We start from the raw sequence: 15,379 nt of genomic DNA on the forward strand, positions 1-15,379 counted from the left end.
GCTCCGGCCGGTACAATGGCGTTTTCCCATAGCCATCAGGAACACCCGCCATGAAACTTGCCCAGAAAGTCGCCATCGTTACCGGAGCCAGCCGCGGAATCGGCTATGCCTGCGCCGAGCGCCTGGTGCGCGAAGGCGCGCGCGTGATGCTGGTCGACGTGCGTCCGGAAGGCGCGGCGGCCGCCGAGGCGCTGGGCGACAACGCCCGCTTCGTCGTCGCCGACGTCAGCCAGAAATCGGACGTCGACGCCATGCTGGCCGCTACCCTGGCGGCCTTCGGCCATGTCGACATCCTGATCAACAATGCCGGCGTCACCCATGCGGCCGGCTTTCTCGAACTGGCCGAGGAGGACTTCGACCGCGTCCTGCGCGTCAACCTGAAGTCGATGTTCCTGTGCAGCCAGGCGGTGGCGCGCGAAATGGTGAAGCGTGGCAGCGGCTGCATCATCAACATGTCGAGCGTGAACGCCGAACTGACCATCCCGAACCAGATTCCCTACGTGGTCTCGAAGGGCGGCGTGAACCAGCTGACCCGCGTGGCGGCGATTGCCCTGGCCGAGCACGGCATCCGCGTCAACGCGATCGGCCCCGGCACCATCCTGACCGAGCTGGCGAAAAATGCGGTGATGGGCAGCCCCGAGGCGCGCCATACCATCCTGTCGCGCACCCCGCTGGGACGCTGCGGCGAACCGGAAGAGATCGCCGGCATCGCGGCCTTTCTGGCCAGCGACGACGCTTCCTACATGACCGGCCAGACACTGTATGCCGACGGCGGCCGGATGGCGCTGAACTACACGGTGCCGGTAAAAGCGTAATCGGAGCTCAGCAATTATCACTGCGGCGAATGTCTGCTATCCAAATTCAAAATTGGACATATATATCGCAGCGCAGCATAATCTCACCTGTCTCCACTATTCTCCTCCAAGAAAATAGTTTGAAGCCCGCCCTCAAAGCGGGCTTTTTTTTTTGCCCGTATCGGCGATAGACCAGTCTCAGCCGCGATCGTTCGCTTTCAACCCGGCGTTCGCTTGAGGCGTGTCATGTCCGGGTCACATTCGACTCCTATACTGGGTTCATCTGCATACACGCAACCGATATGCGTGATCGTAGAAAGGCGTGCCGCAAAGCGGTGCGCCGCACCGGATTCTGCGTCTCTTGGCCCTATCTTGGGTTGTGCCCGTCCTTCGTTGGCGGGCATTTTTTTTTACCGCGGAGCTTGATCCGGTCGAGGATTTCGCTATGATGAATGTCGCGCTTGCGTTTTTTCATGGAGGCCATGCCTTATGACTTTACCTGAAACGATGTCGCCCACCCCGCAGCAGCACTCCCAGCCATCGCGCCGCCGACAGCACAACGCCGACGACTACCTGGTCCTCAGCGAACTGAATCCGCGCATGGTCATCGACCATTTCGACGATGAAGAATTGCCTCTTCACGTACTGACTTTCGGCAGCGTCCGCGAGATCTGCCCGAAGTGCCGGACACACCAGCTCAAACTCGTATTGCGACAGCAGACCGTACGCGTCGCCCATCTTTTCTGCGCCGACTGCGAAAGCTGTTACGACGCCCATTACCCCAACGGGACGCCCGCGCTCACGATCTGACGCGCTCCCGCCCTTGGCCGACGTTCCGCAAGACGGCGCGCCGGTGCAGGGGCAACATCCCAACTGCAACAACGTCCAGGCATGCGTCATGGTAAGGTGTGCGTTTTCCGCTCTCGCCTGCCATGACCGCCATGCTGTCCCAGTTGCTGCTGCATCCCCGCCTGCGTTCCTTCTGCATCGCCAGCGTCATCTTCATGTACCTCCTGATCGTCGTGGCGGGCAATATCCCGGGAGCACGCGCGGACATCGGCCACTTTGCGTCCGGCGTCGTGCTGCATTCCATCGCCTATGCCGTGCTTGCCTGCCTGTGCTTCCTGGGCAGCACAGGCAGCCTGGGCGCGCGCGCCGTCAAGGCGGTGCTGGCGGTCGCCCTGATGGGCGCCGGCGACGAGTTCATCCAGAGCTTCTTCCCCTACCGCGGCGCCGCCGTGCGCGACTGGGCCGTCGACTGCACGGCGGCGGTCCTGGCCGTGCTTGCCCTGTGCGCCGCGCTGCCGAAAGCACCACGCTAAATTCCCCAAGCTTGCCGCGTCCTTGACGTGGCTCATGCCCAACCCGAGTCAGCTGGAACGTCGCTTCCAAACGCCCCTCTTACCCGAGTGGCACGCGGCATCGTCACGCACATACCTGACATATCTATCCCATCAGAAGGAGTTGATCATGAAGCTAAAACACCAGAGCGTGCTCCTGACAGGCTTGCTGGCGCTGGCTTTCGGACTGTCCGCGTGTAAATCCATGCAGGGCGACAAAGGCAGTATGGAAAGCGGCAGCTCCACCAGCAGCGGCGGCAGCGGCGGCATGTCCGGCACCGGCGCCGGCACCGGCAGCAGCGGATCGGCCGGCTGGGGCGGCGGCACCGGGAGCTCGGGCAGCTCGGGAACCTCCGGCAGCTCGGGCACCTCCACTGGCTCCGGTTACGACCAGTCCGGCTCCGGCAGCTCCGGCACCTCGGGCAGCAGTGGCACCAGCGGCAGTTCCGGCACCAGCGGCAGCTCGGGCACCTCGCAGGACAGCGGCAGCGGCACGGGCACCAGCACCACCGGCACCAGCGGCGGCACGGCCAGCGCCACCACCGGCCAGGGTTCCATGGGCGCATCCAGCGCCGGCGCCTCGACGGCGGCCAGCTCGAGCCCGAACGCCACGGTCGTGGCGGTCGAAGTCGTACCGCGCACCGCGGGCGGGGTCGCCGGCGCAGGCTCGGTCGGCGCGGCGGCAGTGGGCGGCAGCGGCGCCACCGGCACCACCGGCAGCGCCTCGAGCGACCGCGTCTACCGCGTCACGCTGCGCATGGACGACGGCAGCACCCAGGTCATCACCCAGGAAACCACGCCGGACTTCCGCAGCGGGGACCGGGTCAACCTGGCCGGCGGGATGATCCAGCACTGATCAGTAAACTCTCTCAACCAAATAGCCCCGCCGTGCGAGCAGCTGGGGCAAGCCATTGGCGCCGAGCAGGTGCAGCAGACCAACCCCGACGAAGGTCACGCTGTCCTCGCGCATCAGGCGCTCGATCTGGCTGGCCATGTCGGGATTGCGCCGCCCCAGCAGCACGCGGCGCGTGAACTCGGCCACCACGCCCGGGCCGGTGGTGCTTTCCTGCAACACCACGTCGAGGGCGCGCGCATCGCCCGAGGACCAGGCTTCGATGACGGCCTGGGCGGTGCGCAGCGCACGCCCGTTCTCCAGCCCGCCGAGCACCTCTTCCAGGTAGCGCGCCGCGTCAAGCTCGCCCATGGTGTCGTACAGGGCCAGCTGGTACTCGGCGCTTTCGAGCTGGGCCACCTTCAGCCCATGACGCCGCGCCTGGCTCAAGAGGGCCTGCTCGACACCCTGGCTGCGGCGGTAGCCCTTGCGTTCCAGTTCCATGCTCAGCAGCAGATTGGCGACCAGCCAGGGTTTGTAGCCGGCCATGCTGGCCATGCTGATGCCCTGCGCGTGCAGCGCGTCCGTCAGCGCGCGCAGGGTGGACGGCGGCAGATGGCGGCGGATGTCGTCGCCGGGTGCATAGCTGCCGTGCAGGGCCAGCGCGCGCAACCAGGCCGTGTTGGCGCGCGTGTCCAGTTCGACGACGATGCGGTTGGCGCCGACCAGTGCGCGTTCCACCTCGGGCGGCAAGCGATAGAAGCCGCGCATGCCCACGTGGACGGTGCCGAACAGATAGGCCACGCGGCCGCCCTGGCTGACGCGGAACAGCCCGCCCTGGTGCGGCGCCGCCACCGGGCGCGGGTTGTCCGCTACGGAGCCATAAGGCAGATATTCTGCGGACGCGGGCGCGGCCTCCCCTGCCCGCACGCCGGCGCAGGCCAGCAGCGCCAGCATCAGCGCGGCACAGTTTTCCGCCGCCCGGCGGCGCCAGGCGGACGGCAGCATGGCCTACTCCGCGCCGACTTTCTGGGCGCGGCTGCGCTTGGCCAGCACGGCCTCTGCGCCGCGCTTGCCGGCCAGCAAGGCGTGGTCGGAGTTGTAGTACTCCCACTCGCTGTAGCGGCCGACCAGGGTGATGTCGAACTGCTTCAGCCAGGCCTTGCAGGTCTCGACATTGCGTGCGCGCTGGTGGTCGTACAGCACGTAGGCGTAAGGCAGGTCGACCTGGTTCGCCACCAGGATCCGGTCCTTGTCCAGGATGAAGCCGACCCGGCGGCAATCCTCGATCGCGCGCGCGATGAGTTCCTCGCCATCGAGCGGCAGCGGCTTGGTGGGCGAATACGAAATTTCGCAGGTGAAGCCGAAGCCGCCCGGCGGATTGCATTGCGGCGAAGCGTTCCCCTGCACGAAGATGCGGTGGAAGATCGTGTTTTCCGGATAGTAGATCCAGTGCTTGTCGGTGACCACGCGCCCGTTGTCGACGCCAATGCCGATGTTGACGCAGCGGATGGACACGTGGCGCAGCCCTTTGGCGGCCCGCCTCACCTCTTCCGGGGCTTCCTCGCCGACCGCCTTGATCAGCTCCGGCAGCGGCATGGTCGAGATCAGGTCGTCGTAGCGGAAACGCCGGCCGTCGGCCAGGGCGACGATGTGCTCGCGCGGCAGCACCTGCACCACCGCCGCGCCCAGCTCGACCTTGCCCTTGATGTGCGGCAGGAAGCCGTTCATCAGGGCCTGGAAGCCGCCCTTGCGCGGATAGCCGAAGCGCGCGTTCGGCCCTACCGGCTTCGGCGCCGGCTCCAGTGCGCCCTGGACGATCTCTTCCAGGTTCGGCAGCGGTACGCGCCCGCCCAGCCAGGATGTCTCCATCTCGGACGGCGGCACGGTCCAGAGCTTGCGGTTGTAGGGAATGGCGAAGTGCCTGGCGATGCCCTTGCCCCAGACCTTGTAGATGAACTGCTCGAAATTCTTCACCTCGCCGCGCACCGAGCGGTCGGTATTGCAGACGTCCGTGGTGCCGTCGGCGCAGCAGTCCTCGACCGCCTTCGCGTCATTCGAAACCTGCGCATCGCTGGCGTCCGCTTTTGCTTCATTATGGGCCTCGATCGCACCCATTAAGCACTCGGTGATGACCTTCGGCGGCAAGCCGTACAGCGCGCCCTGGAAAGGATAGCGGGTGTACACGCCCTTGCTCCAGACCCAGGCTTCGCGGTTCTGCCAGTGCACGTTATCGCCCAGCAGCAGCTCGTACATCTTGAGCACATAGGGGTCGTTCGAGAACATGATGTGGCCGGCGTAATCGAAGGTGAAGCCCTTGTCCTCGATCGAGCGGCACCAGCCGCCGACCGTCTCGTTACGGTCCAGCAGCAGGGTGTCGGCGCCGAGGTGGTAGGCGGCCGACAGCCCGGTCGGGCCGCCGCCGACGATGACGGTGCCGACGTGGCGCGCGCCCTGGCTGCGCAGCGCGTTGACTTTCGGTGCGGCCCCGGCAAGCTGCGGCGCCGGCTGCACGGCGGCATGCGAACTGGCGGCGCGCTGTGCGGCCGTGCCTTCGCTGCGCGCGGGCGTCGCGTCCAGCAGCTCGTGCATGTGCTTCGCGGTGTTGTCCCAGGAGGTGGCGGCGACCACGGCGTTCATGGCCGCGATCATGTGCGCGCGCTGCTCCGGGCTGAGGGCCAGCGCCGCTTCGCAGGCGGCGACGAATTCGCGCGCCCCGCTGGCGATGGCGACCACATGACCGTAGGGGTTGGCGACGTCGGCGATCGGCGTGCTCACGATCGGCAGCTGGGCCGCCATGTATTCGAGGACCTTGGTCGGGCTGATGAATCTGGTCGCTTCGTTGATCGCGAAGGGCATCAGGCAGACGTCCCAGCCGGCCAGCAGGTCGGGCAAGGCGCTGTAGGGCTGCTGGCCAAGATAGTGGATGTTGGCGCGGCGCGGCAGGCGCGCCTCGTCGATCTTGACCACCGGGCCGGCCAGCACCAGCTGCCATTCCGGATGGGCGTCGGCGAGCTCGCCAACCAGTTCCGGGTCGAAGCGTTCGTCCAGCACGCCGTAGAAGCCGAGGCGCGGATGCGGAATGTCGCGCTGCTGCGGATGGACGCGGCTGCGGTCGAGCGCCTGCTGGAAGTGGACCACGTCGACGCTGCTGGAAAAGCAGTGCACGTTCGGGTGGCGGTTCTTTTTCGCCTCGTACAGGCTGGGACCGCCGGCGAACACCAGGTCGGCGATGTTCAGCAGTGCGCTCTCGCGCTGCAGCAGCTGTTTCGGCGGATTCTTGAACGAGGCCAGTTCGTCCATGCAGTCGTAGACCACCAGAGCGGGCTGGAGCGACTGCAGCAGGGGCAAGGCCATGGGCGTATAGAACCAGGCGATGGTGCGCTCGCCCGGTGGTGCCAGCTGCGCGATCATGGGCTGCAGCAGGCGCAGCTGGTCGTCGTGGAAGCCGGTGGCATGGATCGGGGTGTGCGCGCGGCACACGGTCACGTTCGGTGCGGGGTTGGACCGCTCCATGAACGGGGCGCCATCATCGTGTTCCGGTTCCTCGACGAACAGGACCGGATAGTGCTGGGCCAGCCGCGACAGCAGATGCTGCGGCCGCTGAAAAACGAAATCCCAGCGCAGATGGCTGAAAACGACGATCGTAGTCGTGCTCATGACATGGCTCCTGTGGTGGGAGCCTCGCTAACCTGCTGCGCGTTGCAGGAGCGGCCTGCGATGCTCGCCGTACCGGAAGTACGGCTCCGCTTCTCGGCCACTCCTGCGGCCGCTCGCGACGGTTATCGAGGCCCCTGTTACCTTGTAAAAGTACTCAGGCTCCGCCTTGTCCCTCCCCATCCTTTTCCGGATTTTGCGGCTGCAGCGGGACGTTGCGGGTGGCGGCGCTGATCACCTCGAAGGGCAGCTTCGGGGTACGGTCGGCGTTGAGCAGGCCGTTGGCTTCCTGGAAGGTGTCGGCGAACTGGGTGTAGCAGAAGCCGCTGAACATGAAGGTCTCGTTGACCACTTTCAGCAGCCTTTCGTACAGCGCGTGATAGCTCTCGGCTGTCCGGGAACGGGTATAACCCCAGGTGCCGTCCTCGGGGGTGGCGTTGGGATCGTAGGCGATGCCGCCGAATTCGGTCAGCACGATGGGCTGGCCGCGGTGCGGGAAGCCGTCCAGGGTCAGGATGCGGCCGCCGGGACGGCGCTGATCGAACAGGGTGCGCACGGGGTCGCTGACCTCGTAGCGCGCCTTGATCTTTTCCGGATCGCTGTCGTAGTCGTGGATGCCCAGGATGTCGGTGGCCGAGGCTTCCCAGCCGTCGTTGCCGATCACCGGGCGGGTCGCATCCAGGGTGCGGGTCAGGTGGTACAGGGCCTCGACCGCATTGCGATGCGCCTGGGTCAGCGTCAGATTCGGCACGCCCCAGGATTCGTTGAAGGGGACCCACACGATGATGCAGGGGTGGCTGTAGTCGCGCTCGATCGCCTCGGTCCACTCCTTGACGATGCGCTTGATCGCATGCGGGCTGAAGCGGTAGGCCGAAGGCATCTCTTCCCACACCAGCAGGCCGAGTTTATCCGCCCAGTACAGGTAGCGCGGGTCTTCGATCTTCTGGTGCTTGCGCACGCCGTTGAAGCCCATCAGCTTGGCCAGTTCGACGTCGCGCTTCAGGTGCTCGTCGCTGGGTGCGGTCATGAAGGATTCGTTCCAGTAGCCCTGGTCCAGCACCAGGCGCAGCGGATACGGGCGGCCGTTCAGCAGCAGGCGGTCGCGGTTGATGTGGAAGGAGCGCAAGGCGGTATACGACTTGATGTGGTCGACCACCTTGTCGCCGCAGCGCAGGATCACCTCGGCGTCTAGCAGGGTCGGACGCTCCGGGCTCCACAGCAGCTCGTTGCGGGAATCGTCGATGCCGGGGTCGGACAGTGCGATCTTGCGGTTCGCCTCGCCCTGCAGCAGCTTGTAGTGGTCATCCGCCATCAGGGTATCGCCGTGCCAGATCTTGACCTCGACGAACATGTTCTCCTGGATGTCGCCGCCGGCGAACACCTCGCAGCCGATCTCGAAGGTCTCGAAGATCGGGGTCCAGCGCAGCGAGCGGATGAAGGTGCGCGAGACCTGTTCGATCCACACGGTCTGCCAGATGCCGGTGGTGCGCGGATACCAGATCGAGTGCGGCTCCAGCAGCCAGTCCTGCTTGCCGCGCGGCTTGGCGAGGTCGGCCGGGTCGTCCTCGACGAACACGGTCACGACCTGCTTGCCATCGGCCTTCAGGGCTTCGGTGATGTCGGCCGAGAACGGCGTGTGGCCGCCCTCGTGCTCGGCCACCAGCTGGCCGTTGACCCACACCTTGGCGGAATAGTCGATGGCGCCGAAATGCAGGATCGTGCGCTGCTCGGAGGGCTGCAGTTCGAAGTCGCGTTCGTACCAGCAGAAACGGTGGAAGCCGGTGTCCTGGATCCCGGACAGCTCGGTCTCCGGCGCGAACGGCACGTTGATCTCATGGGTCCAGCCGGTCACGCCTTGCGGCATCCTGCAGCTCACCTCGTCGTCGAAACGGAAGCGCCACTTGCCGTTCAGGTTGATCCAATTGTCGCGTACCAGCTGGGGGCGGGGGTACTCAAACTGGCTCATTGTTTTCCTTTCCTTGGGCGGGAACCGGGATCAATATGCGTCCCTTGCGTCCCTCTTTGTTGTAATTGGAGAGTGCGGTTTCTGCTGCGGCCCTGGCCTGGCCGGCGCGGCACAGCGCCACGCAGGCCCCGCCGAAGCCGGCGCCGGTCAGGCGTGCGCCGAGCACGCCGGGCGCAGCCTGCAAGGCAGCCACGAGCTTGTCGAGTTCGGGAATCGATACTTCGTAATCGTCGCGCAGGCTGGCGTGCGAGGCGTTCATCAGCTCGCCGAAGCGCTCGGCCGACACGCCCTTCGCCGCTTCCAGCACGCGCAAATCCTCCAGCACCACGTGCCGCGCGCGGCGGCGCAGCGGCTCGGGCAGCTGTTCGACCAGCTGCGGATCGGTGACGTCGCGCAGCGCCTTCACGCCCAGCTTGCGCGAGGCCTCCTCGCACTCGGCGCGGCGCTCGTTGTACTTGCTGGCGGCCAGGGTGCGCGGCATGCCGGAATCGATCACGATCAGCTCGGTCCCGGCGGGCATCTCGACCAGCCGGTGCTCGAGCGTGCGGGCGTCGATGAAGAGCATGTGCTTTTCGTCGCACAGGCTGGACGCCATCTGGTCCATGATCCCGCAGTTGACGTGGGCGTAGTCGATCTCGGCGCGCTGGGCGATTTGCGCCAGCTTGACGTCGTCGAGCTCGAAGCCGAGGAGCTGGCGCAGCGCACGCAGGGTCGCCACTTCCAGCGCCGCGGACGAGGACAATCCGGAGCCGACCGGCAGGTTCGTCGTGACGAACACGCGCAGCGGCGGCACCTCGACCCCGGTCGCTTCGACCAGGCGGATGCAGCCTTCGATATAACTGCCGAAGCCCTGCGCCGGGCTGCCGCCCTTCGCCGCGAAGGTGACGTTGCCGTCCAGCGTGCCCGAGTACAGGTGGTGCTGGTCGTCCTGGCTGCGTGCCAGCGCCACCGTGGTGCCCTGCGGGGTTGCGACCGGCAGCATGAAGCCGTCGTTGTAGTCGGTATGTTCACCCAGCAGGTTGACCCGGCCGGGCGCCTGTGCGCACGCCTCCGGGGCGCCGCCGAAGAAGGTTTCTGCACTCGTCATGTCAGCTCCAGCCAGAGCGGCCTCGCGCGGCCGCCGATGTTCACCGCCGGCCACGTGGGGTCCAGCGTCAGGTTCTCCAGCCCGGCATCGCCGAGCAGGAAAGTGTCTTCGATGCCGATGCCGTCGAAGCCGGGGCTGAAGGCGAAGGCCATGCCGGTCTCGAGCCCGGTCGCGGTGCTCGGGCTGGCGGCCAGCTCGCAGGCCTGGTAGCCGGCGATGCCGCCCTGGCGCCGCTCGCGGATCGCATCCGGCTGGTTGGCGTGGCGATAGGCGGCGTCGAAGGCGTGGTAGACCGCCGCCAGCGACTGCCCCGGGCGCACCGCATCCAGCCCGGTGGCTTCCAGGCGCAGCAGCTCCTGCTGGGTGCCGGGCGCGGCGCCGAAGCTCACCGAGCGCGACAGCCTCGCCACCAGGCCGTGCCGGCGCGCGCAGCAGGCCAGCGTGGCGCGTGCGCCGAGGGCATCGTGCGAAGGTGTCGGCCGGCGCCATTGCGCAGAGCGGCGCTCGCCCGCAGCCAGCATCAGGGCCGGCTGGATCCCGCGCCGCAGCAGGGCGCGTGCGCCCTCCCCGGCCAGCTGGTATTCGGTCCAGTCCGGGCGCGCAGCGCGCAGCGCTTCGCCGATCGCCTCGGCGGCCGCGCGGCCCAGCGTGCGGTAGCGTTCCTGCTCTTCCTGGCCCAGCACCATGCGGCGCAGCTTCAGGCTGGCCGGCAGGGGCTGGTCGCCGTTGTGCGGGTGGTCGGACAGCACCGCGCGCCCGCCGGCCGCGCCCAGCGCATAGGTCTCGTGCAGTTCGGTGTCGGTCCAGGGCGCGATGTGGTAAGTGAAGCCCGGCGGCGCTTCTTCCCGGCGCAGGCGCTCGGCCTCGACCTCGTCGGTGAGGACGCAGGCTTCGTCGGCGGTGACCAGCAGCTCGACGCTGCCGGTCTCGCAGCCGCCCGGCGCCAGCACCTGGCCGCCGGCGGTCGCCCAGGCGAACCAGTCCTCGCCGCGCAGGCGGATCGCGCCGGCGCCGGCCTGGGCCAGCGCCTCGCGCAGCAATGCCAGCTTGGCCGCGGCCTCGGCACCGCGCAACGCCAGCGGGTCGGCCGTGACGCTCATGCGTGCTCCTCCAGATTGACTTCGACCTGCTGCAGTTCGTAGGCCGTGGTCTCGGGCAGCACGTCCATCGCGAACATGCCGGCCGCCAGCTCGGTACCGGCCAGGTACTTGAGGCGGTCGCGGGTGCGGTAAGGCGGGTAGAACTGGCAGTGCAGCTGCGTTTCCGGATGCTCGGCGCCGTCGGTGGGCGCCTGGTACCAGGCCATCAGGTAGGGGAAGGGGCGGTCCCACAGGGTGTCGTACTTGAGCAGCACCGTCTTCAGGGCGCGCGCCAGGCTTGCGCGCTGCGGCGGGGTCAGCGCCGCGAAGTCCTTGCAGGGCCCGGTCGGCATCACCCAGACTTCGTAGGGGTAGCGCGCGCAGGGCGGCACGAAGGCGATCGCGTGCTCGTCCTGGTAGAGCACGCGCTTGCCGTCGGCGGCTTCGTCGCGCGCCATGTCGCACAGGAGGCTGGAGCCGTGCTGCAGGTAGTACTCGCGTTCCTGCGCCAGCTGGCGCGCCGGCACCGCGGGCACGAAGGGATAGCAGTAGATCTGGCCGTGCGGATGGTGCAGGGTCACGCCGACCTCGGCGCCGCGGTTCTCGAACGGCAGCACGTACTGGATGTGGTGCTGGCCGCCGATCCGCGTGGTGCGGTCGCCCCACACCTGCAGCAGCAGCTCGATGCGCGACAGCGGCAGCCGGCTCAGCGCGGCCTGCGGATCCTGGGTGAACACCACCACTTCGCACTTGCCGTTGGCGGGTGCGGTCGGCACCGTCAGCGTGGGCGGATCGTGCGACTCCAGCGCCAGCGACGGGAAGCGGTTGTCGAACACGGCAATCTCGTAATCGCCCGCCGGCATCTCGGTCGGATGCGCCGGATCGCTGGTCGCCGCCAGCGGGTTGTATTGCGGCGGCGGCTGGTAAGTCCTGTTCTGGCGGAACGCCGCATAGGTCACCCACTCGCCGCGCAGCGGATGCCAGCGCAGGTGCGGATTCGCATTCTGCGGGTCGGGAAACGGGCTCGGCGCAACGAGGCCGGCCGGGATCGGCTGGTTACTGTAGAGGGTGAGTTGTCGTCCGTCTGGTTTTACGAGTTCTTGGATGTGCATGGCGATGATAGGTCGGCTCATAACGGGTCGGTGAACGATCCTATCATGGCGTTTTCGACACATTTTCCGGGTGTCAGCGAGAGGTTTTCCGGGCATCAACAAGCTCATGCGGAGTCGCCAAAGCAGCGACAGGCCCGCCTGCCTGCCCTCCTAGGGAGAGCACGAAACAGAGGGCATTTTTCCCTATGAAGCAAGGGCTTTTGTAGGCCCAAACCTACAGAACGATTAGAAAAAATCGCAGGTTTTGGCGAGACTCCGACCTACACGGCGAAACGTGGGATCGAAGCGGACGGCGGGGGTCGGACAAGGGTCCCGGGCATGAGCCCGCGGGACCCTGGAAGGCAGAGCGGATTACTGCGCGAGCTCGGCCAGGACGGCCGTGTACATCTCCAGGTTCAGCAGCAACTGTTTCAGCGTGATGAACTCATGCTCGGAGTGGCCGGTATAGACCGTGTGCGGCATCGCCGGGCCAAAGCTGACGGCATGCGGGAACAGGCGCGAATTGGTGCCGCCGCCCACCGCCACCGGCTTCGGATCCTTGACGCCGGTGAAGTACGAGAACACCTTCATCAGCACCGGCAGCTGCGGCGCGTCCTGCTGGATCCACGGGTCGCCGATCTGCACCTTGACGTCCGCCAGCTGCACGGCCTGGTGCGCGCCCTGCCATTGCGCCAGCGCGGCATTGATCTCGTTGCTCAGCTGCTGCGCGGTCTTGCCCTGCGGACGGCGGATGTTGATGGCCAGTTGCGGACCTTCGGCGTTCTGCTTGATCACAGTGGGCGCAAACGTCATCGGGCCCATGAAGTTGTCGCGGTAGGCGATGTTGCCGAACTTCTCGGCGAGGTAGCCGGTGCCGACCATCTCGTTGAGGAAGTTGACCATCGCGCCGGCCGCGCTGTCCGGCCAGGTGCGCACGGCCAGCGCATCGGCCAGCATGCTGATCGCGTTCAGGCCGTCCTCCGGCTTGGAGGAATGCGCGGACACGCCCTTCGCATTGACCACCAGGTCCTCGCCCTTGCGTTCGAAGGTGTAGCGCATACCGGTCTGCCTGGCGGCGCGCTGCCTGATCTGGGCTTCCAGCGCCGGGCTGGCATGCGTGACCAGGGCCTGCGCATCCTCGGGGATCTGGCTGCCGAAGAAGCCGCCGCTGAATTGCGCGACAGCCGGCTCGCCCGCCGGCGCATCGACGCCCGCCTTCGGGAAGGTGACTGCGACCGTGCCGTAGCCCTTCTCCGCCGTTACCGCCGGGTACTCGGCGTCGAGGGTGATGTTCACCTGCGGCAGCGGGTGCGACTTGACGAAAGCGACCAGCGGCTCCCAGTCCGATTCCTCGGCCATGTAGACGTAGAGTTCGATGCGCTTCGACAGCGGCACCTGCTGGTCCTTCAGCGACTTCATCGCGTACAGGGCGGTGGCGATCGGTCCCTTGTCGTCCTCGGCGCCGCGCGCCAGCAGCTTGCCGGGCTCGCTCGTGCGGTCCAGTTCGAAGGGCGACTTCTTCCACTTGGACGGGTCGACCGGCTGCACGTCGCCGTGCGCGATCATGCCGACCTTTTCCTGTGCGTCCTGCGGGCCTAGGCCGATCACCAGCACGTGGCCATAGTCGGCGAAATCGAAGCCCAGGCGCGCCGCTTCTTCCTTCAGGAACTTCTTGAAACCGAGGTGCTGGGGATTGCGCTCGAAGGGAATGTCCTTGTCGGCCACCGTGTTGTAGCTGACCAGTTTCGCGAGCGTATCGACGACTTCGTCGCGGTAGGCGGTGACGGCGTGCTTGGCGGCCTTGACGGAAGGCTCGCCGGGTACCGCAGCCGTGGACGGGGCGGCGCCGGCGGTGCCGGCGATCAGCGCCAGCAGCAGGCCGGCGATGGTGGTTCTTGTTTGCATGTGTCTCCTTATTTCTAAAGCGCAAGGAGCATAGCATGCCTGTGCCGACCGCCGCGGTCCGGCGCAATCGGGTATCGTAGAAGGCAAACGAACAACATCAAGAGGAAAGGCATGAGCTACAAGACCGTCCAGCGCCTGCACCCGGCCATGCGCGACGACATCGGCGACCTGATCACGCAGCGCCCGCTGCCGGGACCGCGCATCGAGCAGGTCGATCCCTTCCTTTTCCTGAACCACCACGGACCGCAGGTCTACCCGCCGCACAACCGCGGCCTGCCCTTCGGTCCGCATCCGCACCGCGGCTTCGAGACCGTCACCTTCATCCTCGACGGCCTGCTGGCCCACCGCGACAGCGCCGGCCACGAAAGCGTGATTGGGCCGGGCGGCGTGCAGTGGATGACGGCGGGGCGCGGCCTGGTGCACGCCGAGGTGTCGCCGCGCGAATTCATGCAGGCCGGCGGCCCGCTCGAGATCCTGCAGCTGTGGGTGAACCTGCCGCCCGCGCTGAAGATGACGGCGCCGCGCTATACGGGCCTGCAGCGCGACCAGATCCCGGTGATCGAATCCGAAGACGGCAAGGTGCGCATGCAGCTGGTGGCTGGGGAATACGGCGGCGTGACCGGCCCGTTCGAGTCGCTGACGGGCGTCTTCATGAGCACGGTGGAGATGAAGGCCGGCGGCCTGCTTTACCTCGACAAGCTGTTGGAGCGTAACGTGTTCCTCTACGTGGTGCGGGGCGTGATCAACATTGCGCCGGACACCATCACCGCCTTCCACCTGGCCGAACTCGACACCGTGGCCGACGAGCTGGAGATCCGCGCCGAGCAGGATTGCCTGCTGCTGCTCGGGCACGCCGAGCCGATCCGCGAACCGGTGGTGTCGCACGGTCCCTTCGTGATGAACACGCGCGAAGAAATCAACCAGGCGATCCTGGACTACCAGGCGGGGCGCTTCGGGGCGCCGATCTGAGGCTTCCTACGAAAAAATAAGCCGGCCCGGTCCCAGTGGCCAGGCCGGCTGGCGTTCTTCACTTGGCCCGCAGCTGGGTCAGCGTGACCTTGCCGGCGAAGGCTTCTTCATCGAGTTCGACCCGGGCGCCGGTCTTCTTCGCCACGAATTCGGTGCGCGACAGCGGGAGCAATTGTTCGCGCTTGCCGTCCACTTCCATGAACACCTTGTTCTGGTGGCTGGTCAGCCGCAGGACACGGCCGTCATCCAGTTTGAAGGAACCATTGGTGTCCTCGGCCTGGCCCGGCGACAAACGGAAGACCGGGCTGGGGTCGCCCTGCACGAAGACGGTGCTGCCGTCGGCGCTGACAGAAACCGGCGCGGCGGGTTCCGCCAGGGCCAGGGTCGAGACGGCAGCGGCGCCGATGAAAGCCAGGACTTGTTTGATACGCATGATTGCTCCAATTCATTTTTCGATATAAATAACGGACCAGTTGTGCGTTAGCTGAACATTTGTCGAGTACGCTGCAGGTCCACCGTTTTTCATATCGCCGCATCCCAAAATGTGCGGCGAGTGATGCAAGTGTATTCACGCTTCCCGCAAGCGTCAGGGGGCATCCGCCGAAGCGTCGAAAACGCGGGATGAAACGTCGAAAAGCGGGCTCGGATTGCTGGCGATA

13 protein-coding genes are annotated in these 15,379 nt (G+C 66.5%); 5 read left to right on the forward strand and 8 right to left on the reverse strand.

Annotated elements, in window-relative coordinates; translation table 11 throughout:
• Positions 1–50 precede the first annotated feature (50 nt).
• The 4 genes from LQV39_RS17045 (at position 51) to LQV39_RS17060 (ending at position 2,990) form a co-directional block, all read left to right on the forward strand.
• Complete coding sequence (locus tag LQV39_RS17045; RefSeq protein ID WP_230027333.1) at positions 51–815, forward strand: SDR family NAD(P)-dependent oxidoreductase; 765 nt, start codon at positions 51–53, stop codon at positions 813–815.
• A gap of 468 nt (positions 816–1,283) precedes the next feature.
• Positions 1,284–1,604 (forward strand): hypothetical protein, encoded by a 321-nt coding sequence (locus LQV39_RS17050; RefSeq protein ID WP_230027334.1) that lies wholly within the window; start codon positions 1,284–1,286, stop codon positions 1,602–1,604.
• 131 nt (positions 1,605–1,735) lie between these two features.
• Complete coding sequence (locus LQV39_RS17055) at positions 1,736–2,116, forward strand: VanZ family protein (RefSeq protein WP_230027335.1); 381 nt, start codon at positions 1,736–1,738, stop codon at positions 2,114–2,116.
• A 148-nt stretch (positions 2,117–2,264) separates the two neighbouring features.
• Positions 2,265–2,990 (forward strand): hypothetical protein, encoded by a 726-nt coding sequence (locus tag LQV39_RS17060; RefSeq protein WP_230027336.1) that lies wholly within the window; start codon positions 2,265–2,267, stop codon positions 2,988–2,990.
• Here LQV39_RS17060 and LQV39_RS17065 read toward each other — a convergent pair whose 3' ends face one another.
• The 7 genes from LQV39_RS17065 to LQV39_RS17095 all read right to left on the reverse strand — a co-directional run bounded on the left by LQV39_RS17065 (position 2,991) and on the right by LQV39_RS17095 (position 13,751).
• Positions 2,991–3,974, reverse strand: a complete 984-nt coding sequence (locus LQV39_RS17065; RefSeq protein WP_230027337.1) for a TraB/GumN family protein — start codon at positions 3,972–3,974, stop codon at positions 2,991–2,993.
• 3 nt (positions 3,975–3,977) lie between these two features.
• The gene (locus LQV39_RS17070; RefSeq protein WP_230027338.1) at positions 3,978–6,626 is read right to left on the reverse strand and encodes an NAD(P)-binding protein; all 2,649 of its coding nucleotides are present in this window, start codon (positions 6,624–6,626) and stop codon (positions 3,978–3,980) included.
• 154 nt (positions 6,627–6,780) lie between these two features.
• Positions 6,781–8,589, reverse strand: a complete 1,809-nt coding sequence (locus LQV39_RS17075) for a glycoside hydrolase family 2 protein (RefSeq protein ID WP_230027339.1) — start codon at positions 8,587–8,589, stop codon at positions 6,781–6,783.
• The gene (galK, locus tag LQV39_RS17080; RefSeq protein ID WP_230027340.1) at positions 8,576–9,676 is read right to left on the reverse strand and encodes a galactokinase; all 1,101 of its coding nucleotides are present in this window, start codon (positions 9,674–9,676) and stop codon (positions 8,576–8,578) included. The genes LQV39_RS17075 and galK overlap by 14 nt, the downstream gene beginning before the upstream one ends.
• A complete protein-coding gene (locus LQV39_RS17085; RefSeq protein ID WP_230027341.1) occupies positions 9,673–10,776 on the reverse strand; it encodes a Xaa-Pro peptidase family protein in 1,104 nt (367 codons plus the stop codon). Before LQV39_RS17085 ends, galK begins: the two co-directional genes overlap by 4 nt.
• Positions 10,773–11,888: a galactose-1-phosphate uridylyltransferase gene (gene galT, locus LQV39_RS17090; RefSeq protein WP_230027342.1), complete on the reverse strand. Its 1,116-nt coding sequence runs from the start codon at positions 11,886–11,888 to the stop codon at positions 10,773–10,775. The genes LQV39_RS17085 and galT overlap by 4 nt, the downstream gene beginning before the upstream one ends.
• A 330-nt stretch (positions 11,889–12,218) precedes the next feature.
• Positions 12,219–13,751, reverse strand: coding sequence for a dipeptidase (locus LQV39_RS17095; protein ID WP_230027343.1), 1,533 nt, complete (start codon positions 13,749–13,751; stop codon positions 12,219–12,221).
• A 111-nt stretch (positions 13,752–13,862) separates the two neighbouring features.
• Here LQV39_RS17095 and LQV39_RS17100 point away from each other — a divergent pair, with 111 nt between their 5' ends.
• Positions 13,863–14,720, forward strand: coding sequence for a pirin family protein (locus LQV39_RS17100; protein ID WP_230027344.1), 858 nt, complete (start codon positions 13,863–13,865; stop codon positions 14,718–14,720).
• 58 nt (positions 14,721–14,778) lie between these two features.
• On the opposite strand, the gene LQV39_RS17105 is transcribed toward LQV39_RS17100, so the two are convergent.
• The gene (locus LQV39_RS17105; protein WP_230027345.1) at positions 14,779–15,153 is read right to left on the reverse strand and encodes a hypothetical protein; all 375 of its coding nucleotides are present in this window, start codon (positions 15,151–15,153) and stop codon (positions 14,779–14,781) included.
• Between the last annotated feature and the right edge of the window lie 226 nt (positions 15,154–15,379).

Origin of the sequence: Massilia sp. Bi118 (assembly GCF_918697865.1) — a bacterium.
Classification (GTDB): Bacteria; Pseudomonadota; Gammaproteobacteria; order Burkholderiales; family Burkholderiaceae_D; genus Telluria.